This is a genomic window from Mesorhizobium sp. L-2-11 (assembly GCF_016756595.1).
Lineage (GTDB): Bacteria > Pseudomonadota > Alphaproteobacteria > Rhizobiales > Rhizobiaceae > Mesorhizobium.
Window position 1 is genome coordinate 5,967,437 of sequence record NZ_AP023257.1, and the last position, 22,644, is coordinate 5,990,080.

Annotated in this window: 32 protein-coding genes and 2 tRNA genes; 18 read left to right on the forward strand and 16 right to left on the reverse strand. The window is 60.6% G+C overall.

Going from position 1 to position 22,644, the window contains the following annotated elements; translation table 11 throughout:
* Nucleotides 1-346: 346 nt before the first annotated feature.
* A tRNA-Thr gene (locus tag JG739_RS28430) sits at nt 347-421 on the reverse strand.
* A gap of 254 nt (nt 422-675) precedes the next feature.
* Between JG739_RS28430 and JG739_RS28435 the strand changes: the two genes are divergently transcribed.
* The 10 genes from JG739_RS28435 to JG739_RS28480 all read left to right on the forward strand — a co-directional run bounded on the left by JG739_RS28435 (nt 676) and on the right by JG739_RS28480 (nt 6,738).
* Nucleotides 676-897: a hypothetical protein gene (locus tag JG739_RS28435; RefSeq protein ID WP_202364412.1), complete on the forward strand. Its 222-nt coding sequence runs from the start codon at nt 676-678 to the stop codon at nt 895-897.
* A 135-nt stretch (nt 898-1,032) separates the two neighbouring features.
* Nucleotides 1,033-2,325 carry a UDP-N-acetylglucosamine 1-carboxyvinyltransferase gene (gene murA, locus JG739_RS28440; RefSeq protein WP_202364413.1) on the forward strand — a complete coding sequence of 431 codons (1,293 nt, stop codon included), beginning with the start codon at nt 1,033-1,035 and terminating at the stop codon, nt 2,323-2,325.
* A gap of 283 nt (nt 2,326-2,608) precedes the next feature.
* Nucleotides 2,609-3,043 (forward strand): DUF2948 family protein, encoded by a 435-nt coding sequence (locus tag JG739_RS28445; RefSeq protein ID WP_202364414.1) that lies wholly within the window; start codon nt 2,609-2,611, stop codon nt 3,041-3,043.
* Between the two features lie 9 nt (nt 3,044-3,052).
* A complete protein-coding gene (hisD, locus tag JG739_RS28450) occupies nt 3,053-4,345 on the forward strand; it encodes a histidinol dehydrogenase (protein WP_202364415.1) in 1,293 nt (430 codons plus the stop codon).
* A 5-nt stretch (nt 4,346-4,350) separates the two neighbouring features.
* On the forward strand, nt 4,351-4,836 hold the full coding sequence (locus JG739_RS28455) for a UPF0262 family protein (RefSeq protein WP_027155503.1): 486 nt from the start codon (nt 4,351-4,353) through the stop codon (nt 4,834-4,836).
* Between the two features lie 58 nt (nt 4,837-4,894).
* Nucleotides 4,895-5,302 (forward strand): arsenate-mycothiol transferase ArsC, encoded by a 408-nt coding sequence (locus JG739_RS28460; RefSeq protein WP_244749608.1) that lies wholly within the window; start codon nt 4,895-4,897, stop codon nt 5,300-5,302.
* Nucleotides 5,303-5,392: 90 nt separating this feature from the next.
* A complete protein-coding gene (infA, locus tag JG739_RS28465) occupies nt 5,393-5,611 on the forward strand; it encodes a translation initiation factor IF-1 (protein ID WP_006200926.1) in 219 nt (72 codons plus the stop codon).
* A 27-nt stretch (nt 5,612-5,638) separates the two neighbouring features.
* Nucleotides 5,639-6,265 (forward strand): Maf-like protein, encoded by a 627-nt coding sequence (locus JG739_RS28470; protein WP_202364416.1) that lies wholly within the window; start codon nt 5,639-5,641, stop codon nt 6,263-6,265.
* Nucleotides 6,262-6,465: a DNA gyrase inhibitor YacG gene (gene yacG, locus JG739_RS28475; RefSeq protein WP_202367687.1), complete on the forward strand. Its 204-nt coding sequence runs from the start codon at nt 6,262-6,264 to the stop codon at nt 6,463-6,465. The genes JG739_RS28470 and yacG overlap by 4 nt, the downstream gene beginning before the upstream one ends.
* A gap of 197 nt (nt 6,466-6,662) precedes the next feature.
* Nucleotides 6,663-6,738 (forward strand) — tRNA-Phe (locus tag JG739_RS28480).
* A gap of 117 nt (nt 6,739-6,855) precedes the next feature.
* On the opposite strand, the gene JG739_RS28485 is transcribed toward JG739_RS28480, so the two are convergent.
* Genes JG739_RS28485 through JG739_RS28500 form a run of 4 tightly spaced genes read right to left on the reverse strand, consistent with a single transcriptional unit; the run spans nt 6,856 to nt 8,570 of the window.
* Nucleotides 6,856-7,110, reverse strand: a complete 255-nt coding sequence (locus JG739_RS28485) for a hypothetical protein (protein WP_202364417.1) — start codon at nt 7,108-7,110, stop codon at nt 6,856-6,858.
* Nucleotides 7,107-8,174: a tyrosine-type recombinase/integrase gene (locus JG739_RS28490; protein ID WP_202364418.1), complete on the reverse strand. Its 1,068-nt coding sequence runs from the start codon at nt 8,172-8,174 to the stop codon at nt 7,107-7,109. The genes JG739_RS28485 and JG739_RS28490 overlap by 4 nt, the downstream gene beginning before the upstream one ends.
* Complete coding sequence (locus JG739_RS28495; protein WP_244749609.1) at nt 8,174-8,404, reverse strand: hypothetical protein; 231 nt, start codon at nt 8,402-8,404, stop codon at nt 8,174-8,176. Before JG739_RS28495 ends, JG739_RS28490 begins: the two co-directional genes overlap by 1 nt.
* Nucleotides 8,385-8,570, reverse strand: coding sequence for an Arc family DNA-binding protein (locus tag JG739_RS28500; protein ID WP_202364419.1), 186 nt, complete (start codon nt 8,568-8,570; stop codon nt 8,385-8,387). The genes JG739_RS28495 and JG739_RS28500 overlap by 20 nt, the downstream gene beginning before the upstream one ends.
* Before the next feature lie 14 nt (nt 8,571-8,584).
* Between JG739_RS28500 and JG739_RS28505 the strand changes: the two genes are divergently transcribed.
* A complete protein-coding gene (locus JG739_RS28505) occupies nt 8,585-9,022 on the forward strand; it encodes an Arc family DNA-binding protein (RefSeq protein ID WP_202364420.1) in 438 nt (145 codons plus the stop codon).
* On the opposite strand, the gene JG739_RS28510 is transcribed toward JG739_RS28505, so the two are convergent.
* Together JG739_RS28510 and JG739_RS28515 are read right to left on the reverse strand one after the other, a co-directional pair.
* On the reverse strand, nt 9,012-9,455 hold the full coding sequence (locus JG739_RS28510) for a hypothetical protein (RefSeq protein WP_202364421.1): 444 nt from the start codon (nt 9,453-9,455) through the stop codon (nt 9,012-9,014). The two genes, JG739_RS28505 and JG739_RS28510, sit on opposite strands and share 11 nt — an antisense overlap.
* Nucleotides 9,455-10,108: a hypothetical protein gene (locus JG739_RS28515; protein ID WP_202364422.1), complete on the reverse strand. Its 654-nt coding sequence runs from the start codon at nt 10,106-10,108 to the stop codon at nt 9,455-9,457. The genes JG739_RS28510 and JG739_RS28515 overlap by 1 nt, the downstream gene beginning before the upstream one ends.
* A 243-nt stretch (nt 10,109-10,351) precedes the next feature.
* Here JG739_RS28515 and JG739_RS28520 point away from each other — a divergent pair, with 243 nt between their 5' ends.
* The 3 genes from JG739_RS28520 (at nt 10,352) to JG739_RS28530 (ending at nt 12,381) form a co-directional block, all read left to right on the forward strand.
* Nucleotides 10,352-10,612 (forward strand): helix-turn-helix domain-containing protein, encoded by a 261-nt coding sequence (locus tag JG739_RS28520; protein WP_244749610.1) that lies wholly within the window; start codon nt 10,352-10,354, stop codon nt 10,610-10,612.
* 132 nt (nt 10,613-10,744) lie between these two features.
* Entirely contained in the window at nt 10,745-11,791 is a 1,047-nt protein-coding gene (locus tag JG739_RS28525; RefSeq protein WP_202364423.1) for a hypothetical protein, read from the forward strand.
* Between the two features lie 86 nt (nt 11,792-11,877).
* Nucleotides 11,878-12,381 (forward strand): hypothetical protein, encoded by a 504-nt coding sequence (locus JG739_RS28530; RefSeq protein ID WP_202364424.1) that lies wholly within the window; start codon nt 11,878-11,880, stop codon nt 12,379-12,381.
* Between the two features lie 131 nt (nt 12,382-12,512).
* Here the strand turns inward: JG739_RS28530 and JG739_RS28535 are convergent, their stop codons facing one another.
* Nucleotides 12,513-12,848, reverse strand: a complete 336-nt coding sequence (locus JG739_RS28535; protein ID WP_202364425.1) for a hypothetical protein — start codon at nt 12,846-12,848, stop codon at nt 12,513-12,515.
* A gap of 158 nt (nt 12,849-13,006) precedes the next feature.
* Between JG739_RS28535 and JG739_RS35605 the strand changes: the two genes are divergently transcribed.
* On the forward strand, nt 13,007-13,393 hold the full coding sequence (locus tag JG739_RS35605) for a hypothetical protein (RefSeq protein WP_244749611.1): 387 nt from the start codon (nt 13,007-13,009) through the stop codon (nt 13,391-13,393).
* On the forward strand, nt 13,394-13,603 hold the full coding sequence (locus JG739_RS28545) for a YegP family protein (RefSeq protein WP_202364426.1): 210 nt from the start codon (nt 13,394-13,396) through the stop codon (nt 13,601-13,603).
* A 318-nt stretch (nt 13,604-13,921) separates the two neighbouring features.
* Here JG739_RS28545 and JG739_RS28550 read toward each other — a convergent pair whose 3' ends face one another.
* The 8 genes from JG739_RS28550 to JG739_RS28585 form a co-directional block, all read right to left on the reverse strand.
* The gene (locus JG739_RS28550; protein WP_202364427.1) at nt 13,922-14,461 is read right to left on the reverse strand and encodes a hypothetical protein; all 540 of its coding nucleotides are present in this window, start codon (nt 14,459-14,461) and stop codon (nt 13,922-13,924) included.
* A 27-nt stretch (nt 14,462-14,488) separates the two neighbouring features.
* Entirely contained in the window at nt 14,489-15,043 is a 555-nt protein-coding gene (locus tag JG739_RS28555) for a hypothetical protein (RefSeq protein WP_202364428.1), read from the reverse strand.
* Nucleotides 15,040-15,462 carry a hypothetical protein gene (locus JG739_RS28560; RefSeq protein ID WP_202364429.1) on the reverse strand — a complete coding sequence of 141 codons (423 nt, stop codon included), beginning with the start codon at nt 15,460-15,462 and terminating at the stop codon, nt 15,040-15,042. The genes JG739_RS28555 and JG739_RS28560 overlap by 4 nt, the downstream gene beginning before the upstream one ends.
* A gap of 89 nt (nt 15,463-15,551) precedes the next feature.
* The gene (locus JG739_RS28565; RefSeq protein ID WP_202364430.1) at nt 15,552-15,941 is read right to left on the reverse strand and encodes a hypothetical protein; all 390 of its coding nucleotides are present in this window, start codon (nt 15,939-15,941) and stop codon (nt 15,552-15,554) included.
* Nucleotides 15,942-16,019: 78 nt separating this feature from the next.
* A complete protein-coding gene (locus JG739_RS28570) occupies nt 16,020-16,328 on the reverse strand; it encodes a hypothetical protein (protein ID WP_202364431.1) in 309 nt (102 codons plus the stop codon).
* A 153-nt stretch (nt 16,329-16,481) separates the two neighbouring features.
* Nucleotides 16,482-16,700: a hypothetical protein gene (locus JG739_RS28575; protein ID WP_202364432.1), complete on the reverse strand. Its 219-nt coding sequence runs from the start codon at nt 16,698-16,700 to the stop codon at nt 16,482-16,484.
* 15 nt (nt 16,701-16,715) lie between these two features.
* Nucleotides 16,716-18,482, reverse strand: a complete 1,767-nt coding sequence (locus tag JG739_RS28580) for a phage tail tape measure protein (protein WP_202364433.1) — start codon at nt 18,480-18,482, stop codon at nt 16,716-16,718.
* A 106-nt stretch (nt 18,483-18,588) separates the two neighbouring features.
* Nucleotides 18,589-18,927: a hypothetical protein gene (locus tag JG739_RS28585; RefSeq protein ID WP_202364434.1), complete on the reverse strand. Its 339-nt coding sequence runs from the start codon at nt 18,925-18,927 to the stop codon at nt 18,589-18,591.
* Nucleotides 18,928-20,470: 1,543 nt separating this feature from the next.
* On the opposite strand from JG739_RS28585, the gene JG739_RS28590 reads away from it, so the two are divergent.
* Both JG739_RS28590 and JG739_RS28595 read left to right on the forward strand, forming a co-directional pair.
* The gene (locus tag JG739_RS28590; RefSeq protein ID WP_202364435.1) at nt 20,471-21,781 is read left to right on the forward strand and encodes a tyrosine-type recombinase/integrase; all 1,311 of its coding nucleotides are present in this window, start codon (nt 20,471-20,473) and stop codon (nt 21,779-21,781) included.
* 441 nt (nt 21,782-22,222) lie between these two features.
* Entirely contained in the window at nt 22,223-22,636 is a 414-nt protein-coding gene (locus JG739_RS28595) for a DUF1294 domain-containing protein (RefSeq protein ID WP_244749994.1), read from the forward strand.
* The last annotated feature ends 8 nt before the right edge of the window (nt 22,637-22,644 follow it).

Consider the following 22,644-nt stretch of genomic DNA (forward strand, 5'->3'; position numbering starts at 1 on the left):
CGGGAAACTGAAAGATCTCTTGTTTCTCGGACAACGCATGCCCGCCTCCGCTGCACGTCGCTCACCGAGTGCTATTTATGCTGGAGGGCAGCGACTGCGCCGGGAATGGCCTTTAGTGCTGTTCGATAATCAGGTCCAAGCGCCTTCGCAGCTCGGTCTTGCGATCCACAAAAGGCCGAAGATCCCTCGGGATCACCAGCCGAGCAAAGTAGCGACCGTCGCGATTGAGGAGATCTCGAACTCGCCCCGCCATCAGGTCCTTCCGTTTTGTTACGTGATTTGTAACAACAGAATGGACAAGGAGCCTTGCGTCTCAAGGGTTTGAGCGTTTTTCAACGGGATGAGATGGTGCTGCGAGAGAGGATTGAACTCTCGACCTCTCCCTTACCAAGGGAGTGCTCTACCACTGAGCTACCGCAGCCGCTGATGGCGGGGCTTCTGCCATATCGAACCGGCAAGCGCAAGGCCAAGTGCAAGCCATCTGCAAGCCATCCGTGAAAGCCCGCTCCCACGACTTTTCCGGACATGGCAGTGCCACAATGTTGGCTATCCCTGAACAGCGGGCCGGCACATCGGCCGAAAACCGCAATCGATTCTCGAAAAGCAGGCTGCGTCGATAAAAGTGCCGGAGCGTACTTTGCAAGCGGACGCGCGTCGCCCCAGCCGGACGGAACCATGAACGACAAGACAACTGCACCCGACAAGGATGGCGACAAGGGCGGGCCGTCGAAAAAGGACCGCGAGGCCCGGCTTGCCGAGCAATTGCGCGCCAATCTGCAAAAGCGCAAGGCGCAGTCGCGCTCGCGGCGCGCTGGCGACGCCGACAAGCGGCGCGCTGGCGAGAATGACAGGCGGCCGGACGGGCTTGGCGGTTTAGGGGAAACGCAAAAGGATTGACCTATAATTGACCTATATTAACAGGCCTAGAAATCCTGTTTCTTGAACCAAGCCGGCCAATGGTCTAGACGGGCCGGCTGGCCACAACAGACTCAACCGATTAAACCGGCCTTTGGCCGAGGGGACGTTCTTTAAATGGATCGCATCAGAATTGTCGGCGGCAACAAGCTTGCCGGAAGCATCACGATCTCGGGCGCGAAGAACGCCGCGCTGCCGCTGATGATCGCTTCGCTGCTCACCGACGACACGCTGACCCTGGAAAACGTGCCGCATCTGGCCGATGTCGAGCAGCTGATCCGCATCCTCGGCAATCATGGCGTGGACTATTCGGTCAACGGCCGCCGCGAAAAGCAGCAGGAGGGCTATTCGCGCACCGTCACTTTCTCCGCCCGTAACATCGTCGACACCACCGCACCCTACGAGCTGGTGTCGAAGATGCGCGCCTCGTTCTGGGTGATCGGCCCGCTGCTTGCCCGCATGGGCGAGGCCAAGGTGTCGCTGCCCGGCGGCTGCGCCATCGGCACGCGGCCGGTCGATCTTTTCCTCGAAGGCCTCCAGGTGCTGGGCGCCGATATCGACGTCGACACCGGCTATGTCATCGCCAAGGCCAGAAACGGCCGTCTTGTCGGCAATCGCTACGTCTTTCCGAAAGTGTCGGTCGGCGCCACCCATGTGCTGATGATGGCCGCATCGCTGGCCAAGGGCGAGACGGTGCTCGAAAACGCCGCCCGCGAGCCGGAGATCGTCAACCTCGCCGAATGCCTCAACGCCATGGGCGCCAGGATTTTTGGCGCCGGCACAGATACCATCACCATCGACGGCGTCGAGGCGCTGTCGGGCGCCCGGGTCCGAGTGATACCGGACCGCATCGAGACCGGCACCTATGCGATGGCCGTCGCCATGACCGGCGGCGACGTCGTGCTCGAAGGCGCGCGGGCCGACCTGCTGCAGACCGCGCTCGACGTGATTTCCCAAACCGGCGCCGAGATCACGCAGACCAATTCCGGCATCCGCGTCAGGCGCAACGGCGCCGGCATCGCGCCGGTCGACGTGACGACAGCGCCCTTCCCGGCGTTCCCGACCGATTTGCAGGCGCAGTTCATGGGGCTGATGACGATGGCCAAGGGCAAGTCGCGCATCACCGAGACGATCTTCGAAAACCGCTTCATGCACGTCCAGGAACTCGCCCGGCTCGGCGCCCACATAACATTGTCCGGCCAGACGGCGATCGTCGACGGCGTGCCGAAGCTGAAGGGCGCGCCGGTGATGGCGACCGACCTTCGCGCTTCGGTGTCGCTGGTCATCGCCGGCCTGGCGGCCGAGGGCGAGACCACGGTCAACCGGGTCTATCATCTCGACCGCGGTTTTGAGCGGCTGGAAGAAAAGCTGTCCGGCTGCGGCGCGGTGATCGAGCGGATTTCGGGGTAGCGGCAACGAGCCTGAGGCCGGCGCCGCCCCTCATCTGCCTGCCGGCATCTTCTCCCCGAAAACGGGGAGAAGGGGCTGGCCGCGACCTTGGCGCCATTTTCTGCAACGCCCGATGTTGGCGAAATCCTTCGCCAAGGCGTCCTTCTCCCCGTCACTATACGGGGAGAAGTGCCCGGCAGGGTGATGAGGGGCAGCGCAAAGCTGAAGCGATTGGCGCGGTTGCACGGATCGCCAAGACCGCCTAACAGAAGGTTGAACCGTCACTTTCAGGTGCGAACTCCGCATGAACCTTCTCAAGCTTGTCGCGCTCGACGATCAGGACCTGAGCATCGTCTCGGCCCATGTCCAGGACGCCGTGCTCAAGGTCGGCGACCTCGAATACATTCCAGCGGTCAAGCGCTTCGTGATGACGATGAACCGCTTCGTCTGGGAGGCGAAATCGGGTTTCTTGCGCCAGCACAATGAGCGGCGGCAAAGCGTGCTGCATTTCGACCGGGTGCTGGGCGCCAAGACCAGCGGCATTGCCCGCGACAAGCCGAACGAGGTGCTGTCGCTGCTGGCGATCAGCTTCGTCGCGCTCGACAAGCCGGCCGGCATTGTCGAGCTGATCTTTTCAGGCGGCGGCGCGATCATGCTCGATGTCGAGTGCATCGAGGCGCGGCTGGCTGACATCGGCGGCGCCTGGGAAGCGACGTCGCGCCCCTTCCACAGAGCCTGAGCACACAAGATGGCCATCACGCTTCGTCTGTCCGATGCCGATTTCGAGCAGCGGTTTGCCGCGTTCCTTTTGACCAAGCGCGAGGTCTCGGAGGACGTCGACGCCGTGGTGCGCGCGATCATCGCGCGGGTGCGCGCCGAGGGCGACGCGGCGCTCATCGATTACACGCAGAAATTCGAACAGGCCGATCTGAAAGGCCTCGGCATTGCCGTCTCGCAAGACGACATCGCCAAGGCATACGATGCGGCCGACCCGCAGACGGTGGAGGCGCTCAAATTCGCCCGTGACCGGATCCGTTCGCATCACGAGCGGCAGCGGCCGAACGACGACCGTTATACCGACGCTGCCGGCGTCGAGCTCGGCTCGCGCTGGACGGCGATCGAGGCGGTCGGGCTCTACGTACCCGGCGGTACGGCGAGTTACCCAAGCTCGGTGCTAATGAGCGCCGTACCGGCCAAGGTCGCCGGCGTCGAGCGCATCGTCATGGCGGTGCCGGCGCCCGGCGGCGTCATCAATCCGCTGGTGCTGGTGGCGGCGGACCTGACCGGCATATCCGAGATCTACCGCGTCGGCGGCGCGCAGGCGATCGCAGCACTTGCCTACGGCACCGAAACGATAAAGCCGGTCGCCAAGATCGTCGGCCCCGGCAATGCCTATGTTGCGGCGGCCAAGCGCCAGGTGTTCGGCACGGTCGGCATCGACATGATCGCAGGGCCTTCAGAAGTGCTTGTCGTGGCCGACGGCAATAACGATCCGGACTGGGTCGCCGCCGACCTGCTTGCCCAGGCCGAGCATGACGTGTCGGCGCAGTCGATCCTGATCACCGACGATCCTGACTTCGGCGCGGCGGTTGAACAGGCGGTCGAACGCCAGTTGCAAAACCTGTCGCGGGCCGGGACGGCGGCGGCGAGCTGGCGCGACTTCGGCGCCGTCATCCATGTCCCCCGAATCGAGGCGGCGCTGCCGCTGGTCGACCGCATCGCGGCCGAACATGTCGAGCTTGCCATCGACGAGCCGGAAGCCTTCCTGGCGCGGATGCGCAATGCCGGCGCCGTCTTTCTCGGCCGCCACACACCGGAAGCCATCGGCGACTATGTCGGCGGCTCCAACCATGTGCTGCCGACGGCGCGATCGGCGCGCTTCTCGTCCGGGCTTTCGGTGCTCGATTTCGTCAAGCGCACCTCGATCCTGAAGCTCGGGCCGGAGCAATTGCGGGCGCTGGCGCCGGCGGCCATCGCGCTGGCCACAGCGGAAGGCCTCGACGGGCATGGACGCTCCGTCGCCATCCGGCTGAATACGTAGCTGACATGGCGGACTACGATCGAACCCGTGCCAGGCTGATCGATGTCGAACTCGACGAATCGATCGGCCGTTCGACACCCGATGTCGAGCATGAGCGCGCGGTGGCGATCTTCGACCTGATCGAGGAAAACAGCTTCCAGCCGGTCAATGACGACGGCGCCGGGCCCTACCGGCTAAAACTGTCGCTGGCCGAATCCCGCCTGGTCTTCGCGGTGACGCGCGAGGACGGCGCGGCGGTCGTCACCCACATCCTGTCGCTGACGCCGCTCAGGCGCATTGTCAAGGACTATTACATGATCTGCGAAAGCTATTACGACGCCATCCGCACCTCGACGCCCAGCCAGATCGAGGCGATCGACATGGGCCGGCGCGGCCTGCACAATGAGGGCTCGCAGACGCTGATGGACCGGCTGGCCGGCAAGATCGACATCGATTTCGACACGGCGCGCCGGCTGTTCACGCTGGTCTGCGTGCTGCACTGGCGAGGCTGAACTGTCAGTCCCTCTGCCCCGCTCGATCCTGCCCCGCTCGATCCTGTTCGTCTGCGGCATGAACGCCGTGCGCTCGCCGATGGCCGAACTGCTGGCGCGCCAAGTGCTTCCGGCCACCACCTTCGTCGCGTCTGCCGGGGTGCGCGGCGGCGAACGTGACCCGTTCGTCGACGCCGTGCTGGCCGAGGACGGGCTTTCGCTCGGCGACCGGCACCCGAGGACGCTGGACGATCTCGAGGACGACTATTTCGACCTGATCATCACGCTGTCGCCGGAAGCCCATCACACCGCGCTCGAGCTTACCCGCTCGCTCGCCGTCGACGTCGAATATTGGCCGATGCCGGACCCGACCGGCGTCGGCGGCACGCGCGAGCAGATCATGGCCGCCTATCGCGAAGTGCGCGAACGGCTGAAGGCGCGGCTATCCAGCCGTTTTCTGGCGCCGGAAGCAGAAAAACCGGGCTGATTTAAGCATGTTCACAAGCGCACGATTATCATATAGGTTCCGCCCAAATTCCGGCCGGGCGCTGGGAATCCATCCAAGCAAAGGTATCGAATGCCGAAGGAAGAAGTCCTCGAGTTTCCGGGTGTCGTCACGGAATTGTTGCCCAATGCGATGTTCAGGGTGAAGCTTGAAAACGAACACGAAATCATCGCCCACACCGCCGGCCGCATGCGCAAGAACCGTATCCGCGTGCTGACCGGCGACAAGGTCCTTGTCGAGATGACACCCTACGACCTGACCAAGGGCCGCATCACCTACCGTTTCAAGTAAGATCGTCAGAGCTCGGCCGGGACCGCGATGAGCATTTTGCAGAAGCTCGTGCTTGCCTCGGGTTCGCCGCGCCGAATCGAGCTGCTGCAGCAGGCCGGCATCGAGCCGGACCGCGTGCTGCCGGCCGGTGTCGACGAAACGCCGCTGCGCGCCGAGCATCCGCGCTCGCTGGCCAAGCGCCTGTCGAAGGAAAAAGCCGAGAAGGCGCTGGCCTCGCTGCAGACCGAAGAGGATTATGCGCCGAGCTTCGTGCTGGCCGCCGACACGGTGGTCGCCGTCGGCCGGCGCATCCTGCCCAAGGCCGAAACGTTCGACGACGTCGTCAATTGCCTCGGACTGCTGTCCGGCCGTTCGCACCGGGTCTATTCCGGCATCAGCCTGATCACGCCGAGCGGCAAGCTGCGCCAGCGGCTGGTCGAGACCAGGGTGCGTTTCAAGCGGCTGCCGCGCGCCGAGATCGACGCCTATGTGGCCTCGGGAGAATGGCGCGGCAAGGCCGGCGGCTATGCCGTCCAGGGTCTCGCCGGCGCCTTCGTCGTCAAGCTTGTCGGCTCCTACACCAACGTCGTCGGTCTGCCGCTCTACGAGACGGTGGCGCTGCTGGCCGGCGAGGGCTTCAAGGTGCATGCCAATTGGCAGTCAGTTCGGCCATGAACTCGGGTTCGGACGACAAGGTCACGCCGCTGCGGCCCAAGCGGCCCTGCCCCGAATGCGGCAAGCCGTCGGCGCGCGAGACCTACCCGTTCTGCTCGACGCGCTGCAAGGACATCGACCTCAACCGCTGGCTCAAGGGCGCCTATGTCATTCCGGGCCGCGACGACGAGGACGAAACGGACAACGACCCTCCAAAATGAAGCTGTTCGGCACGGCTTGGTGACTTCGATCGGGTCCGATGAATCGACCTGTCGAGCAACTGCTCGTTTGCCGCTTGAAATCAACGCTTAAGCGCTGGACAGGCGGGATTCCCGTGCTATAACCCACGCGCTTTCAAGGGGCGCCTGTGGCGCTTTCAAGAAATCCGGCGTGCAGAACTGCCCGTGTGCCGGAACAGGCCCAGATAGCTCAGTTGGTAGAGCAGCGGACTGAAAATCCGCGTGTCGGTGGTTCGAATCCGCCTCTGGGCACCATTCTACCTTGTTGTTTTCACTTACCTTTTCGGCGATTGCCGCAGCGTCGGCTTCGATCGGTTTGACGTTTTTGTCAGGCGGGTTTGACATTTTTTGTTCTTTTCACGTTCCGGGCGCTCATGGGAAAATGTGGCGCAACGTGGCCACGACGGCGCAATCCCGCGCCGTTGCTTCGTCGAAATTGATAGATCGAAGCCGGGCCCGCTCTTCGCGATAGAACTTATAGGCGGAGCGGGCGATTGCCCCTTTTCCTGTTCTCAAAGCCAGCACAACATCGGCGGTCTGCAGCGTTCCGATGCGAGAATTTCCAACGAGCGCGTCCTCCACAACTCCGTCATCGGCCGCAGGAAAATGGATGATGTTGTCTCTCACTTCGCCCTCCCCTTGCGCCTGACCACCTCAGCGTCGAAATCAGTGACCACGGCTGACATTTTCCGGCTCTTGTTGGCGCGCTTAGAGTAATGCCGCGCCATCTCGATTGTCTTCTGGCCGAGCATGTCGGCGATCGTGCGCTCGTCGTATCCCATTTCAGCGAGGATGGTCGCGACGGTATGGCGGAGACCTTTCAACGTCAGCCCCGGCTGCACGGCGCCAGAGCGCTCGAGCTCCTGCCGGATCGGTCGCCAGGACGCGCGGAAGCCTGAAGGCGTCCAGGGTTTGCCGTAGCTGTTGGCGCAAAGCGTGATGGCGTCATGCTTCGGCGCTACCGCCAACTCGGCCACGACGGGCGCTGGCAGGCGAAACCACATCGGAACGCCGGTCTTTCCCCGCCTGGCGTCGATCATGCCGTCAGAAACAGCCGTGGGTGGGATCTTAAGCGCGTCCTGCGGATCGAGGCCGCAATACATCATCAGGGCGATCGGCACGCGCATATGCGCCGGCAGTGCGGCGGCAACGGCATCGCGCTCGCTGTCCGACCACGGCCGATTCGCGTCGGCCATACCGCGCGGCCGGCGGATGCCCTTGATCTTCATCGCCGGATTGATTTTTAGATAGCCGCGCTCGACGCCCCAAGCGAATGTGAGTGCCAGCACGGTCTTGACATAATTGCCAAACCGGCGGCCATGCTTGGCCGCAGCCTTGTCGCGGATCTTCACCACGAGAGGCGGGTTGAAGCGATCAAGCATCGTTCCGGCGATCGGCTGCAAATAGTCAAAGCAGCGCTGATAGTCGGCGCGCGTGCGTGCAGCCAGGTCGGTGAAAAACACGCTGGCGCGATAGCGCGCGATCAGTTGGCCTAGTGTGCCAGGTTTCGGCTCGTCGACCTTGCCGGACAATTCCACGATCCGCGCGCACTCGGCAAAGAACGCAATGCTGCCGAGCGGAAACTTGGCCAGGTCGATCATGGCACCGGTCTTGCGGTGCCGGCAGCGCCACTTATAAGGCGGCTTGCGGTCCTGCCAGATTGCGAAGCCCTTGGCGCGCACGATAGCCATCAGCCGAGCTTGCCGATGATGTCGTCATCGGCGGCGACGTCGCCGCCCTTCAGTCCATCGAGCCATGCGTCGCAGTCGTGCATGTCGTAGAGCTTGGCGCCGTGCGGCATCACGACAGGCGGCACGGCAATGGCAAGGCGCTTGGCGGGAATACCGCAATATGCCGCCGCCTCACGCTCTGAAAGCATTCGGCGCGGTGCAACGCGCAGATTAAGTGTTGCGATTGTCATGTTCGTCGCCTCGAGCGTCGAGCGCCTTCTGCAGCATGAAATTGATCTGACCGTTCATTGTTCGCATGTTCTCGCGCGCGACTTCCGCGATACGGTTTCGCATGCCGTCGGGCATGCGAACAACGAACTTCTCCAGCAAATCCGAGGGCTGTTTCTGCTGTGCCATGGCTGAGGCCTCCTGTGGGCAAATCATTCCAAGCCGCAACTATCATAGCGGAGCGCTATCACTGTCAACAATCAGGCCATGTTTTTTTACTAGCGGAGCGCCACCAGACGAAATATGCTCGAAAAATGGCACCAAAAATCTCCCCTTCCGATCTCGTCGACAAATTCGTGTTGCGCATGCCAGACGGCATGCGAGAGCGCATTGCCATCGAAGCTCACCGAAACAAGCGTTCGATGAATGCCGAGATCATAGAGGTTCTGGACCGCGAATTTCCTGCGGCGCCTTCGCTTGAAGAAATTTTCGAACAAGTCGACTTTCTCATCGACATGTACAAAAAAGATGCTGATGACCTGGTCCGACGCGACATGCTGTCGATGCTCTCGGTCATAAAGATAAAGTTCGATGAGCTGCGCAAAAACAGGTCCGACAAACCGCTAGACTCTAGCGAGTGATCGGGCACTTCTGCGCCGTACCGTTCGCCTTGCCTGGTCCCGCCCGCGCCCGTTGTAAGGCTAAAGGTCGGCCATCGCCTTGATGTCGTCGACGAGGCTTTTGAGAAATGGCAATCTCGAGCTGCTCATCGTCACAAAAATCGCGCTCCCGCACCCTGACTTTCGCAGCCAGACCCTCAACGGTTTTGGCCTGGGTCTTCATGACCTTGTCGAAGGCGCGCGCGAAGGCTGCGGCCCTTTTCTCCTCCTTCTTTTCCGCCTTTGCGATGCGCGACTTGAGACGCGATCTGAGGGATCTGAGACGCTCTTCAAGCTCCTCCTCAAACTTCGCCGTCCGGTCCGTGGCCGCGTTCCATCGATCGCTCGCGGCGTTGAACTCTTGCTCCAGCTGGAGGAGTTTGGCATCGGGGTGGCGTCTGGCGGCTTTGCCCATCACACTGCCTCACCTGCCAGGCGCCGGATATCGGCGGCGATCGAGATTAAGGCATCATTTTTGGCGGAAAAGTTGTTGAAATCCAGTCTGTCTGCCGCCCCGAGCTTGACTACTATTCCCTGCAATGTGCTGGCCGGCGTTGCCAAAATTCGTTCGACGACCTTGAAAAACTCGTCGGTGCGCTCTCTGTAAGCCTCTTCTGCGGCATCGATGCCGGCCTCGCGGTATATCTCATCGACTTTGTCTTGGTGCGCCTCCTGCAAAGCCCTATACGCGGCCCGCTGCTCACCACACGCCCTATGCCAATCACGCAAAGGTGCCGGCTGTTTCTCCGGATACGCTAGATCGCGCACCAGCATGCCGCCCATCATTTCGCTTATATGATTCGGCATGCTCGGTTCCTTCCATGCCGGCAGCTCCGCCGGAAACAGCTTATCGGCCCTCCTGCCGACCCGCTCGCAGGCCTTGTTAGCGCGATTCATCTGGGCCTCGGCTTCCGCCATTTCTTGATCGAGCCAGAATAGATCGGCGTCGGGATGCTCCTTGATCGACGTGCCAGGCGTGCCAAGCGCAGTCTTGGCAAGAGCGGTCGACATTCCCGCAGCAATAGCGGTAGCGGCGACGATTGAGCGGCGGGAAACGTGTACGTTCATTGCAAGATCCTCTCGTTCGTTGGGAACGGGCTCTATCGCCCGCGCGTCGATTCGAGGCGCGGAACAGACGTCGAAGCGAGTCGAGCGGCCCGGAAAGCTGGGGATTGTTTTCGGCGGGCAAACCTTCGGCGGCTGCCCGAACAAGTGCGTTCGGCATTAGAGTTTCTTCCCCTTGCGTCTAAGTTACATTTTTCCTATAACTCTGAAGGAAATCTAAAGTCAATCGTTTTCATTTAAGGCTATATGAAATTGACAATCTCTCCCGCTCAATGCAGGGCAGCACGAGCGCTGATCGCCTGGTCTCAGGATCAACTGGCCGAAGCGGCACATGTTGCAACTGCGACGATCGCCACGTTTGAGACCGGCAAACGCGTTCCATATCCCAGGACAGTAGATGACATTCGAGAGGCGTTAGAAGCCGCCGGGATCGTGTTCATCGACGAGAATGGCGAAGGCCCGGGTGTGAGATTGAGGAAAAGCGCAATGACCAACTTGCCGCAATAGGCCCCTCTCCCCGGTTCCGTCCGCCAGAATTGTAAAGTATTGCAACGCGCCACTACGCCGGGTGGTGCCCTCGCGGAGATTACACTTTTGTGATCATCTGGGGGTCGGTGACGAATCATGGGGGGTTAAAGGATGACTGCCAAAAGATGCAAAATTCACTATAGGAAGCTTCGGCGTGATAATTCGCAGTTTCCAACGGAGACTTTAAGCGCAAAGATCCGGCAGGCGCTCAATACCAAGAAAGGCAACTCCCGGATTGCCGAGAGTGTCAAACACCGCATCGCCGATGTGCCTAAAGCGGAGGGATATCAGCGCTTCCTGAACGACTTTCACGAAACAGATGAATATGTCTTCGGTGACATTTGCCTCTTCTCTCCGGGCGAAATGCAAGCCTTGCTTCAGCTATCAGCAGACCCCGCTCATCCTACCCTCGACGAGGTGATGAAGGCCTGGGCCATCGCGGAATCAAAGGCGCCGGACGGGCACGAATATCTCCACGGCATCGCGTACTGGTTGGCGGTTGGCGACCATTTCTATCAAATCCAGCACGTCACGTTGCAAGCCAAGTCCATGGAGGAATACCTTACCTGGCTACTCCGCGACCAGGCGGGTGTCATCTCGGCAGCCCAGTACGTGGAATTGCAGGCCGAGTTTGATCGCGACCAAGTCGGTGGTGACCTCGGCGACGTGAAGTCGGTTGAGATTGGCGGTCTTGTGCCCGAAACCGTGCGTCCCGCCTTGCCGGCAATCGCAACGCCGCAGGTTGTCGATGTCGAAACCCACGAGAGCCTGGGCGAGAAAATTGCGGCCGGCTGGGGGAAGGCCAGGAAGATTATCGATGATCTTCTGGGGCCGGTGGAGGCGGAAAAGTTGATAGAGTCCATGCCCCCCGATGCAGCGTTGGAAGTTACAGTCAACATCGGATATCGTGCGACCAAGAGGAAATTCGGTAAGGAGTTTATGGGCAATCTAGCAGCAGGTTTGCGAAACGCGCCGGATGGCGAGTTGAGGGTTCGCGGGCGCGATGGTGAAATCAAAGGTGATGACGCGCGTCTCTCTGCTGACATGACGGTGCGAAAGATGTCTGATACCAGCGGTCTCCTTGATCTTGAACACGCGCTTTCACAGATGCTCGAAGTCCATCGGCGTTTTTTGCATGATGGAAAGATTGTCAGTTAGCCCCCATATTTAAGCAAATGAACATACGTTGGAGCCATATCGTCCTTCCCCTTGCCGGCGCAATAGCTGCGGCGGAGCTTGGATCTGTGGCTTTTTGGGAAGCGGCTAAACCTTCGCTTCTGACTGCATTGTCGGTTATCGCGGCAGGCGTTCTTGTTCGGTTGGCTCGGGGCCTGCCGTTCAGCAATCCTGATCAGTTTGAACTTGGCGAAGTCCGGCTTATTGCGGCGGCGATAAAGCAGTCGATCCGCGCTCTTCGCGCACTGATCGGCGTTGTCTTTTTGGCCATGGGTTCGCTGGTTTTCGCGAAAGCACTAGGCGCGGCTTTGACGTCTGCCGCTTTCATTCCTCCGAAAGTCCTCCCCTACGTGGAGCCAGGAGTGTCCGCCGTCGTAGGCTTCCTGCTTACGTACGTCTTTGTTCGCATTTTTTCTGTGATCAAAGGCGACGTCAGCTTGGTTGATCTTCAATCGGAGCTGTTGGTCAAATCAGTCGAACGAAAGCAGGCGGAGCGCTTTGATAAGTCGCTAAAGCAATCCGATACGCCACCGATGAAAATTCCGGAAGGCTACGGGAAGATCATTCAATAGCATTCGGCTGCTGGCTCGACCTTTGGCGCGAAGAGGGCCATGTCGCGCTGGCCGATGGCGCCATGGGAAGATTCCCGTGGGCCCAAATTCTTCAGGCGCTGCTTGCTCCCGTGATCGCTCTGGCCGTAGGTTTATAGCGCGAGCATGCGACCGAAACCGGCCGAGAACCCACCTTCGCCCTTCACCCGTCTGCCCAATACTTTAAGGCGGGCGAAGATCTCGGCCGAGCCGAAGCGAAGGCGAGGCCGAGGCTGGAGGCCGTTGGCAGCGCCTGCCGTCATCCAGCCAGTGTTAGGGGAACCGTTGCCCACGCCGCCGGTGCCTGTCGAGACTTCGACGCCATAGGTCACATTGAACAAGCGCGCCGCATCTAGGTCGCTAAAACGTTTACCCGAATCAGAACGATACTGTCGGGGCTGCTTTCGGCACTTCTGGATGCCTATTTTCCCCTGAAAAAACAATGTCAAGAAAGTTCTACACAGAATGCAGCGGCCTGTGGATAACTCGCTAATTGCATGAAATCGCGTCACCTTTTGGCAGATTGGGACCAAAAGGCGAACAAAATCGCCTGTGCAGCACACTGTCGGGTGCTTGACTGGGAAGTCGGCGTCATCATGATCGATAGTTGATGGTGATCGAAAGGAAGCCGTCGCGGTTTTGCACCCCAGCGACGGCCCTCCCCGAAAATCACTTCCTGCAAATCTTTCCCAAGGCGCAGGAGGCGGCTCTTGTCAAGCGTGGACACACTGTCCGGTACGGCGCCGTTGGTCAAGCCTTGGGTCAAATCCAAAGCCTGGAAAGGCCCAATGGTATGACCGAAATGCAACTTCAAACTAAATCCCTCACCTACGAAGATGCCATCGAAGTGTGGCGACTTCATAGTCAAGGGTGGTTCCAGCATCGGATAGCGGCAAGGTTCAATGTAAACCCTGGCCGAATCAATGAGGTGTTGAAAGAGCACAAACACCGTGGCAGCCGCGTCGACGCTGCGGAACCTGGGAGGGCCGCATAAATGGCGGACCGTCCGTTTCCATCGTTTTGGCTCTACAAGGATGCGCGTGGTGAGTGGCGTTGGACGTTTCACGCCACCAACCGCGAACCGATTGCTGTATCCAGCGAGGGTTATGTCCGCAAGGCAGACTGTAGGCATGGCATCGATCTGATAGCGGTCGGCACCAACTGGCCGGTCTGGTCGCCCATCGACCAGGTCAACATGCCCTAAGACAAAAAAAAGAAACACGTGCGCCTGGCGATTTCGCTGGGCGCACGTTTCCCTTCACCCGTCTCCCCAATATTTCAGGCGGGCGTAGACCTCGACCGAGCCGAAGCCGAAGGCGAGGCCGAGGCCATCCGCCTGGGTCGCCGTGGTCCGATATTCGAGGCGATGAGAAAGAGGCGGACTTGACTCAGCAAGGCGCGAGGCACCTGGTCGAGTTCAATATCGAGGATGCAGCATAGATTGCTGCAGGACCAAAAGCGAAAAGGCCGCGCCCTTCGCCGGTCGGCTTTTTCCTTTACGTCGCCGGTCCGCGCTCTTCTTTCAACGCTTCAACGCCGCGCGAACCGTAGACCCGTCCGCGCTGCCATCTTCGGCAGGTGCCCTTGTCAAGGAGGGGTTTTCCACCTCGAACTTGGCATTCCGAGCCTCTGTGAAGCTCTTCCAAGAGGAGGCTTCCCCGCGAGCTGCCGACGGGCGTGCGAGGCCGGCAACGTTGATCCCACCGGCTGACAGACGCATCGCCTCATAGGCTTCGGCGTTCACCACCGTGCCGCCCAGGTGACCGGCCACAAAGGACGCGACGTCAGCTGTCGCCATGTCCGGATTGCTCATTGCCAAATCGAACGCAGCCGCCATACGGGCGCCATCGCCCTTGATGCCGGGAGAATTAAAAACCGCCGCGACACGATCATTCACCGCTTTGCGCCCGACCTTGAAGGCTGAAGCGTAAGCCTCGTCGACGCTTGCCGGGCTCTCGGTCGATCCATTTGGAGGACATCCAAAGTAGCTCGCCTCAACCGAGCCGTCATCGGTCGGTGCAAGTATCGCCTCACGAATTGCCGCTAACATGCTATTTGCCATTGGTCGTCACGCTCCTCTTTTTGAAGTTCAGGCGTCCGCCGGCTCCATTCCGAGCTCTTTGTCGGGGGCCAGCAGAATGGCGGGGTTGGCGTCTTCGCGGCGTGACACGCTGGCGCCGAGCCCGCGCTCCAGCTCACGACAGGCGACTTCCTCGGCAATTTCCGTCGACAGGATATCGGCGTCGATTTTCGCCAGCTGTGCCGAGCGAGCCTCGGGCGAGATGCCATCGCTCGGCAAGGTCGCCAGAATCCCCGCCTTCAGCCGGCCGGCGTCGAAAGCAGCTAGCACGCCGAAAGGATCCTCGACTAAGGCGTGCTTCAGATCGGCGCTCAAACTGCCCCGATAGAGCATAAATTCCCCGCGCACGAGCGCCGGAAAATGCAACGGCCTGCGATCCAGAGCTGCGGCGATCTCCTTGTCGATTTCCCGCTCCATCGTGGCGCGATCGTTGGGCGTGAACTCAACATTGTGACGCTTGGATTGCAGGTCGGTGATCCTGTCGCGAAGTGCGTCCAGGTCGGAGCGAGCGGCGCGGACCGTGCGGTCGAGCGTCGCCAGAGCGGTTTTGAAGATGCCTTTCATTGACGGTTACCCCCGTTGGCGTCGCCGGGCGCCGCTGCCGCCTGCGGGCTCGAACCGGGTCCGCTCGCCGGAAACGAATGACCGGGCTCGCCCGGCAGGAAGAATGATGACCCACGCCGCGGAGCTGCATACTCTTCGCAACGCGAAGAGACCTGTTTCAGGTGGTGCCAACTCTCTGACAGTTGGTCCTTTTTGTCTTTCAGGCGCCCGATCTCGGCCTCGAGCTTTTCGATCTCGGGCTGGTGCTCCTCAGCAAACCCTTTCTGGTGAGCATACCGCGCGACACGCTGCTTGAGCGCGAAGAGCTTTTGCCGAGCTTCTCGCTCTGCTTCGCTGGCATTCATGAGCACCGCGTGCGCGCCGTCGGCCGCTGCGGTGATCGTGGCCAGCCTCTCCGGGTCGATTGAGAATTTTTGCATCTGACGACTGCCGTTTTTGATTTTGAAAGATGGGCTAAAGCATCGGCGCTTTGGCCGCGCGGCGCATCCGAAATGCAGAAAAATGCAGTTCACAGATCGTAGTCGAGATCGTCCATGATCTGGCGCTCGGAAACAGGCCGGATGTTAGAGCGGCTGAGCCGCTGGAAATAGTCCGCGATGGTTCCGGCCGGCGCATCGTCCCTGGCAGCGGCACTACGCCATTCGACCGCCATGAGGCGCGCCGCCGTCGTGCGCGGCGTGTTTGGGTAGAAGTTTTGCCAGATGCGCCTCAGCGCCGTTCTGCGAATAAGACGCGGGTCTGGCTGCCGGTCATCGTCCGATTCGACGATGTCGCGAAGCATGAGCATCAACCAGAGCGCCTCGCCCCGGTCGACCGGCCTGTCGGCCGCAATGAAGTCGGCGAGACGGCGAAGCCTATCGGCCGCTTCGATCAAACCCTGGTCGACCGGCGCACCCATTTCGCTCAAGCCTTGGTGGGGAGAGGCTTACCCCCCGCCCCCCATAAGATTCTGAGCCACGCCCGCAAAGTATCGCCTTTAGACATCGACAAGACAGGGCTCCAGCGCGCCGCCAAGCACGTACACCACGCCGCCTTCCATCTCGCCGGCAATGCCGCCCTGAGCCTTCACCGCCGCCACGCCGGCCGCGCTGAGCGCGCCGGTCGCCAGGGCGAGACTTTCCCCGCACCGATCGCACATCGTGCACCATTCGCCTTTCTCGCGATGCCAGGCGCCCATGACGTGGCCGCGCGCGGTTGCCCGGCGCGTAGCGAGACCGACCTCATCGGCGGAAGGGATGTTCTGTTGCGGAACATCCCTCTTCCCTTGACCACCGTGTTGCTGCACGTCGCCATTCTTCTGTGCGGCATCGTATTCGTCAGCCAGTCGCCGCTTGGCACCGGCCTCGATGCGGCTTGCGCCGTGGCGAGGCTCAACGCCGGCAGCAAGGGCGCTGGCGCCGACGGTGAAGGCCGAGGCGGGCCGACAAGCGATATCCTCTTACGCATCGACCCCCGCGCCCCCGTCCGCCAGGTGCGCAGCGACCTCCTGCCAAAGATCCGCGATGCGATTGCTGGCTTCGGCGATCATCAGCCGGCGGAACAGCCGCTCCTCCCGGTCCTCGATCTCGGCCATGGCGCAAGCGATCGTGACCAACTCCGTGTGTTCCTCACCGATCCGCCGAAACCTCTGCGACAGGAATTCGCCGTCGATCGCCATTTGCGCGGCTCCCTTTTAGAAGTCTCTCGCATCGCCCCTGCCGGCATTGCTCTTGCCGGTATTAGCTCTGACGTCGTTCAGCTGCCATCTGCTGTTCGGCTGCGCAATCGGTACCGGCCGAACGTTGGCGTTGAACTCGGCCGCGAGCTGCGCGCCCATACCGGCGATCATCTTTGCAAATGCATTGCCGGCCTGCTGGCCGCCGCTGGCGATCTTGTCCTCGAGCTCCGCGCCGACGGGAGCAAACCAGTCGCCAGCCGGAGACGAACCACCGTCCGCACCAGGCGGGCGCGACCAGGCGCTTTCCGGCCGATAGGAAGATCCTCGGCCGCCGTGGCCTGGCTTGCTGTGCACCACAGGACCGAGAGGACCTCCCAACGGCACGGGTATCGGTACCCCATTGGCGTCTACGCCCGCGCCGAAAGTCGTCTCGCGTGGCAAGCCGGCGCGCCGCGAATCGCCGTATTGCTTGTAGGCAGCGGCCGAGCGGCGCTCTTCCTCAGTTCGATAGCCGCCGATCCGGGCCATCTGCTGCTTGTCTTCGTCGCCGTGTATGATGCCCCAGGCGGTGCGCGCGGCGAACCCGTGCACGCCGCTTTTTTCGAGACCGGCATTGACCGCGTTCATGTATCCGATCGAGTCGACGACATATTTCAGGCCGTCGATGATGCCCAGCGAAGCCGATAACTCCCCGGCTTGAATCTGCAGCTCGCTCATCGTCTGTTTGATCTGGTCAAGACCGGCCTGCGTGTTCTTCAGCAGCTGTGCATTGTTGCGATCGATCACACCAGGCGCATTCGCCGCGATCTCCTTTTGGGCGGCAAGGATCTCGTCATATTTGGTGAGGATCACCGTTGCGGCCTGGCGGGCTTCCTTGTCGCCAAAAATCTGGCCCAGCCGATCCGCCTTGCCGCCGGTGGCCTCCATCAAAATATCGTGCATCACCTTGAGCATGTCCTCGCCATTTTCGCGCGCGGCTGACATGCGTTTCAGAAAGCCTCCGCTGATTTTTTCGAGCCGCTTCTCGACGTCCGGGCTGGAAAGCTTTTCGAGGAAATCGCCGACTGACGTGGCGGCCTCACCCACGGTGCCGGTATAGTTCGCCATAGTCTCGAGCAATGCGACCATCCGCAGTGCGCCCTCGTTCCCCTGGAACCCCTGCTTGGCCGCCGACGGCAGCAGCGAGGGAAGGAAGCGCGCCATGTCCGGCGCCTCGAATTTGCCGGCCGAGCTGCCGGCGGCGATGATCGAGAAGAACTTCTCGGCGTCCTTCGTCGTCAAGCCGAGCGACAGCCTCGCCGTGTTCCAACTGTTCACGACATCCTCGCCCGACGCGCCGAGCGCCTGCTGCGACTTGGTAAGCAAGTCCAGATGATTGCGGATATCCGTCAGGCTGGCGCCGGCGGCCGCGTAGGCGCCGACCGTCTCCATCACCTGGTCGGACTGCAAGGCATAGGCTTTGGCGAAGTGGTTCACGTCCTGATACAGGCCCTGCATTTCTTCGCGGGACGCGCCTAGGGTGAGGCCGATTCGCGTCAGCTGTCGCTCGACCGAGGCAAACTCCTTGATCGATTGCGTGACAGCGTAGCCGGCCACCGCCGGGCCAAGAAAGCGGCTGACGGGCATGGCCGACATCGTGCGGCTGATCAGGGTTTGCGCCTTGTTGAAGGCGAGCGCTTTGCGCTCGACCTGGTTGAGCTTGGCGCCCATCTTGTCAAACGCTCCCATCGGGCCCAGCTTGGCGGAGAGCCGCATCACGGCTTCGATCGTACGGTTGCTCATTTTTGGCTCCTATGGTTGTAGTATTCGACGGCGCGAGCGAACCAGGCGAGGACCTCCGACATCGGCATGCAGGCGACATCGGCCGCCCGCATGCCGAACCGGAAGATCAGCTCGTCGGCGCGGCTTCCGACTTCGAAGGCTGCGAGGCGGTTGCTGGCTCGCCAGACGTAAAAAAATCGAGCACAGCGACCCGAACCGCCCTGGCGTCTTTGATGCCGAGCTCGCCAAGCAAGTCGACGCCTGGCTCCACGATGCAACGCCGGACATAGGCGGCGACCGTGTCGACGTTCTCGATGACGACGTTGTTGCCGGCAGCGCGCTGCATCTCGTAGGGCTCGCCCAGCTGCAGCAAATCGTTGAACCGCGGCTCGCGCACCTTCACCGTTTCGAAAACAGTGCCATGCGCTTCATAGCGGCGGGACAGGGTGACGGTCTTCTCAGTCATTTCGCATTCTCCTTCAGGTTGCATGATGTGTGCAGCACGTGTGCACACGCGTTTGTGCGTGTACCGCTTGCAGCGTCGCCTACTAGAAAAATCCCGGGCTCCCCCGGGCCCGTATGGGTCGGAGACGCTGATACGGTCCCTACACCGGGGGGTGGGGTCAGCGGGGCAACGGGGTCGGTAGTAGCGACCCCGTCATTCAGCGCGCCAGGGGCGCGACGCTTCATTGCCTCGCGAACGGCTGGCGGAAAATATCTCATCAACTCGCGGACCTTCTTGGCGCGAAAGCCAAGGCAGGAAGCTAGATCATCTACACTCCAGCCGCGCTCGGTCACCAACAGACGGACCGCCTCAGCCTGTAGGGCTAGACGCAATCGGATGATCCGGGCCGGATCCTTGGCGAAGTCAGGCTCCTCCAAATAAAGGCTCTGTCTCAACCTCCTCGTGCCAATCACCCGGCCGGCCACTGACCTCTCAAATCGGTGATGATCCTTATCCATTATTTCCCTCTGCACCACTTAGCGACACTTTAGCGATACTTTTAGCGATACTTTATTGTGGAATATCAATGGGTTCGATACTTGCGGCACTTTTTCTCGCCTATAGCAGTAAAATCGTCCGCTGATCTTTTGTTTGTCTCGCGTATAGGGACGCCAAGAAGTATCGCGAGGTATCGCAACTATTTGAAATCGTTTGCCTAATCTCGCTGGAAGAAGTGTCGCTAAGTGTCGCAAACCCCCGCAAGTGTCGCGGCAAAAAACACAATGAAAACAACAAAAGCGCTACTTTTCGGGAATGTGTGACGCCAAAGCGGGGGTACGGGGTTTTGCTCATTTGAACCTCGCTTCGTAAGTCACGACGCGGCCGGGCACACGTCGAATGGAGGTCTGCTGCATGAGCAAACCGAACCGGGTCAGCGTCATCTCCGGCGCTCCTGTCTCGACGGCCCAATTGCAATAGGCTCGATAAAGTTGCCGAGCGGCTATGTTGATACGGCTATCCGCGACCAGGCGCGCCTCAATAAACGCTGCCACGTGCGGCAGAAGGCTCTGATGAGAGGGGGTCCGGGGGTTTTTCCCGTCGACGGCGGGAAGGCCAAGATCGTACCAGAGGCGTCGGGCGGCCTTGGCCCCAAACAGCCTTCCTGCGACATCGGCAATCTGAGCCTTCGAGACCAGCAGACTGAAGTGATCCGAGTTTGACAAACCAGGGCTAAGTGCTTGATCTCCGAAAGCGGGTTTGACGGGATTTCCGCCGCAAGTGCCTGATATTGGCTGCTCAACGTTTGACTGAAAATCCGCGTGTCGGTGGTTCGAATCCGCCTCTGGGCACCATCCCCTCTTCTCCCGACAGTCCCTTTCGCCGAAGCTTCTACTCTCCTGTCTCGGCAACTAGCTGAAATACTTACTGATTTCGCTGACCAAAGCGCGGATGGTCGGGTTTCGTGGAATTTCGGCGCAGTTGGTCCAACGAGGCGGGGGGCTGGTATTTTCGCTGGTATTGGAGATCCTGATGGTATCGATGCAGCCAAATGGAGGTCCCGAAAATGGCTCTTTCCGACGTAAAATGCCGTAATGCCCGACCCGCTTCCAAGCTCGTGAAATTGTCTGACGGTGGCGGGCTCCAGCTTTGGGTGCAGCCTACCGGATCTCGCCTATGGCGCCTCGCCTATCGTTTTGGCGGCAAGCAGAAGCTTCTGGCGTTGGGCAGCTATCCCCTCATCTCCCTCGCTGAGGCACGCGAGGCGCGCGATACCGCCAAACGTCTCCTCCTACGTGGCATCGACCCCGCACAGGAGCGTAAGTCGCAAAAGGCTTCGGCGGAGGACACCTTTCGCTCAATCGCGGAGGACTATGTCGACAAGCTGAAGAAGGAGGGACGTGCCGACCGGACCATCACCAAGGTCAAATGGCTGCTCGACTTTGCCTATCCAACGTTTGGGGACAAAAGCGTTCGGGAGATCGATCCGGCCACAATTCTTGCCGCTCTCCGCAGCGTGGAGGTTCGTGGTCGATACGAGTCGGCCAGGCGAATGCGCTCCACCATCGGCAGCGTGTTTCGATATGCAATCGCAACCGCACGCGCCGATGTAGATCCGACGATCGCCCTGAGGGGCGCACTCGTCGGTCCGACGGTCACGCCCCGTGCCGCGGTTACCGATCCTAAGGCCTTGGGAGGCTTGCTGAGGGCGATTAATGCATTTGACGGACAGCCTACAACCCGAGCCGCTCTGAAGCTGATGGCCCTGCTATTTCCCCGCCCCGGCGAGCTGCGCGCGGCCGGATGGGACGAGTTCGATTTCGAAAGCTCGGTGTGGAGCATCCCTGAAGGACGCATGAAGATGCGACGGCCGCACCGCGTACCTCTTTCCACGCAGGCCGTCAGCGTCCTGACCTCACTTAGAGAAATCTCTGGTGGTGGATCGCTGTTGTTTCCTAGTGTTCGATCGGGTTCGCGTCCGATTTCCGACAACACGCTTAACGCCGCCCTTCGCCGTATGGGCTATGGCAAAGAAGAAGCTACCGCGCACGGCTTTCGAGCAACGGCATCAACTCTGCTAAACGAATGCGGCAAGTGGCACCCGGACGCCGTACAGCGGCAGCTGGCCCACATTGAGAACAACGACGTTCGGCGCGCCTATGCCCGGGCAGAGCACTGGGAAGAGCGCGTCAGGATGATGCAATGGTGGGCCGATTATCTGGATGAACTCGAGAGCAAAAACTCGCGGGTGGTCTCAATCGGGGGACGCGAGGCAAGCCTGCTGTCCATACATCCTCGCGAGGGTCTAGTTTGGAAGCCAACAGCGACGGTTCGCCAAACGACGAGACGAACCTCCAATCTCCGAAAATCACACTGAACCCCGTCGAAAACACCGAAACTGGGCGACCAATGTTGCAGGCCCGGAGGGTCATCGTTTTCCACAGGAAGTCAATTGGCCACACATTTCCTTCGTATTCTCTCGTATGGTCTGGCGAACCTAAGGACCAGGAGGAGGACTAGTATTCCCTCCGCGGTGTCTCGTCGTCCACAAGAAGGGTCGATTAACCCGTGACGAACGTGGCTGGTTTGGGGCCGAGAACGGACGGTTGGCTTTTGGGTCCCGATCGGCGAAAGCCGACCTTCGGTCACCATCGAATGAGGCTTCAAACGACCCTTTTGGGATGGACCTGCTGTCATTTGCGTTGGCTGAACGGGCTTCGGTTATACTGGCCCGAAGTTGGAGCAGGGCATGCGGGGGCAGTTGGCAATCGGGGTCGTCGGCTACGTTGTATCGGTAAACTTGCTGGCATACGCCGCCATGGTGTTCGACAAGGCTAGGGCCGAGAACAGGGCGCAACGCATTCCCGAGTCGACGCTTCTGTACCTCGCCTTCATCGGGGGTAGCATCGGGACTGTGATCGCTCAGCAAACGATCCGGCACAAGACTCGCAAGGAGCCGTTCCGGTCCAGGCTCGTTGGCATCGTGCTGCTCCAAGTCTTCGCGATAATCGCGCTTATAGTGGGATTGGTCATCACGGGATCGCCCGAAACGTTATCGCAATTCCTCACATTTCTGGGCCGGAAGCGGAATGGCAGCTCATTGAGGAGCCTTATCCGGAACATATTCCGACGCATTCCTAGCTGCGCTTGTTTCGAGGCGATAGCAAGAATGTGGCAGCGGTCGTGCCGTTGCCTACCGATCATTCGAGAGCAGGTGAACCGTGTGTGCTAGTCGCTCAG

What these genes read in the sequence shown, in the direction of transcription:
- JG739_RS28435 (WP_202364412.1), top strand. Translation starts at nt 676, where the DNA reads ATGAACGACAAGACAACTGCACCCGACAAGGATGGCGACAAGGGCGGG.
- murA (WP_202364413.1), top strand. Translation starts at nt 1,033, where the DNA reads ATGGATCGCATCAGAATTGTCGGCGGCAACAAGCTTGCCGGAAGCATC.
- JG739_RS28445 (WP_202364414.1), top strand. Translation starts at nt 2,609, where the DNA reads ATGAACCTTCTCAAGCTTGTCGCGCTCGACGATCAGGACCTGAGCATC.
- hisD (WP_202364415.1), top strand. Translation starts at nt 3,053, where the DNA reads ATGGCCATCACGCTTCGTCTGTCCGATGCCGATTTCGAGCAGCGGTTT.
- JG739_RS28455 (WP_027155503.1), top strand. Translation starts at nt 4,351, where the DNA reads ATGGCGGACTACGATCGAACCCGTGCCAGGCTGATCGATGTCGAACTC.
- JG739_RS28460 (WP_244749608.1), top strand. Translation starts at nt 4,895, where the DNA reads ATGAACGCCGTGCGCTCGCCGATGGCCGAACTGCTGGCGCGCCAAGTG.
- infA (WP_006200926.1), top strand. Translation starts at nt 5,393, where the DNA reads ATGCCGAAGGAAGAAGTCCTCGAGTTTCCGGGTGTCGTCACGGAATTG.
- JG739_RS28470 (WP_202364416.1), top strand. Translation starts at nt 5,639, where the DNA reads ATGAGCATTTTGCAGAAGCTCGTGCTTGCCTCGGGTTCGCCGCGCCGA.
- yacG (WP_202367687.1), top strand. Translation starts at nt 6,262, where the DNA reads ATGAACTCGGGTTCGGACGACAAGGTCACGCCGCTGCGGCCCAAGCGG.
- JG739_RS28490 (WP_202364418.1), bottom strand. Translation starts at nt 8,174, where the DNA reads ATGGCTATCGTGCGCGCCAAGGGCTTCGCAATCTGGCAGGACCGCAAG.
- JG739_RS28495 (WP_244749609.1), bottom strand. Translation starts at nt 8,404, where the DNA reads ATGACAATCGCAACACTTAATCTGCGCGTTGCACCGCGCCGAATGCTT.
- JG739_RS28500 (WP_202364419.1), bottom strand. Translation starts at nt 8,570, where the DNA reads ATGGCACAGCAGAAACAGCCCTCGGATTTGCTGGAGAAGTTCGTTGTT.
- JG739_RS28510 (WP_202364421.1), bottom strand. Translation starts at nt 9,455, where the DNA reads ATGGGCAAAGCCGCCAGACGCCACCCCGATGCCAAACTCCTCCAGCTG.
- JG739_RS28515 (WP_202364422.1), bottom strand. Translation starts at nt 10,108, where the DNA reads ATGAACGTACACGTTTCCCGCCGCTCAATCGTCGCCGCTACCGCTATT.
- JG739_RS28520 (WP_244749610.1), top strand. Translation starts at nt 10,352, where the DNA reads ATGAAATTGACAATCTCTCCCGCTCAATGCAGGGCAGCACGAGCGCTG.
- JG739_RS28525 (WP_202364423.1), top strand. Translation starts at nt 10,745, where the DNA reads ATGACTGCCAAAAGATGCAAAATTCACTATAGGAAGCTTCGGCGTGAT.
- JG739_RS28545 (WP_202364426.1), top strand. Translation starts at nt 13,394, where the DNA reads ATGGCGGACCGTCCGTTTCCATCGTTTTGGCTCTACAAGGATGCGCGT.
- JG739_RS28550 (WP_202364427.1), bottom strand. Translation starts at nt 14,461, where the DNA reads ATGGCAAATAGCATGTTAGCGGCAATTCGTGAGGCGATACTTGCACCG.
- JG739_RS28555 (WP_202364428.1), bottom strand. Translation starts at nt 15,043, where the DNA reads ATGAAAGGCATCTTCAAAACCGCTCTGGCGACGCTCGACCGCACGGTC.
- JG739_RS28560 (WP_202364429.1), bottom strand. Translation starts at nt 15,462, where the DNA reads ATGCAAAAATTCTCAATCGACCCGGAGAGGCTGGCCACGATCACCGCA.
- JG739_RS28565 (WP_202364430.1), bottom strand. Translation starts at nt 15,941, where the DNA reads ATGGGTGCGCCGGTCGACCAGGGTTTGATCGAAGCGGCCGATAGGCTT.
- JG739_RS28575 (WP_202364432.1), bottom strand. Translation starts at nt 16,700, where the DNA reads ATGGCGATCGACGGCGAATTCCTGTCGCAGAGGTTTCGGCGGATCGGT.
- JG739_RS28580 (WP_202364433.1), bottom strand. Translation starts at nt 18,482, where the DNA reads ATGAGCAACCGTACGATCGAAGCCGTGATGCGGCTCTCCGCCAAGCTG.
- JG739_RS28585 (WP_202364434.1), bottom strand. Translation starts at nt 18,927, where the DNA reads ATGACTGAGAAGACCGTCACCCTGTCCCGCCGCTATGAAGCGCATGGC.
- JG739_RS28590 (WP_202364435.1), top strand. Translation starts at nt 20,471, where the DNA reads ATGGCTCTTTCCGACGTAAAATGCCGTAATGCCCGACCCGCTTCCAAG.
- JG739_RS28595 (WP_244749994.1), top strand. Translation starts at nt 22,223, where the DNA reads ATGGTGTTCGACAAGGCTAGGGCCGAGAACAGGGCGCAACGCATTCCC.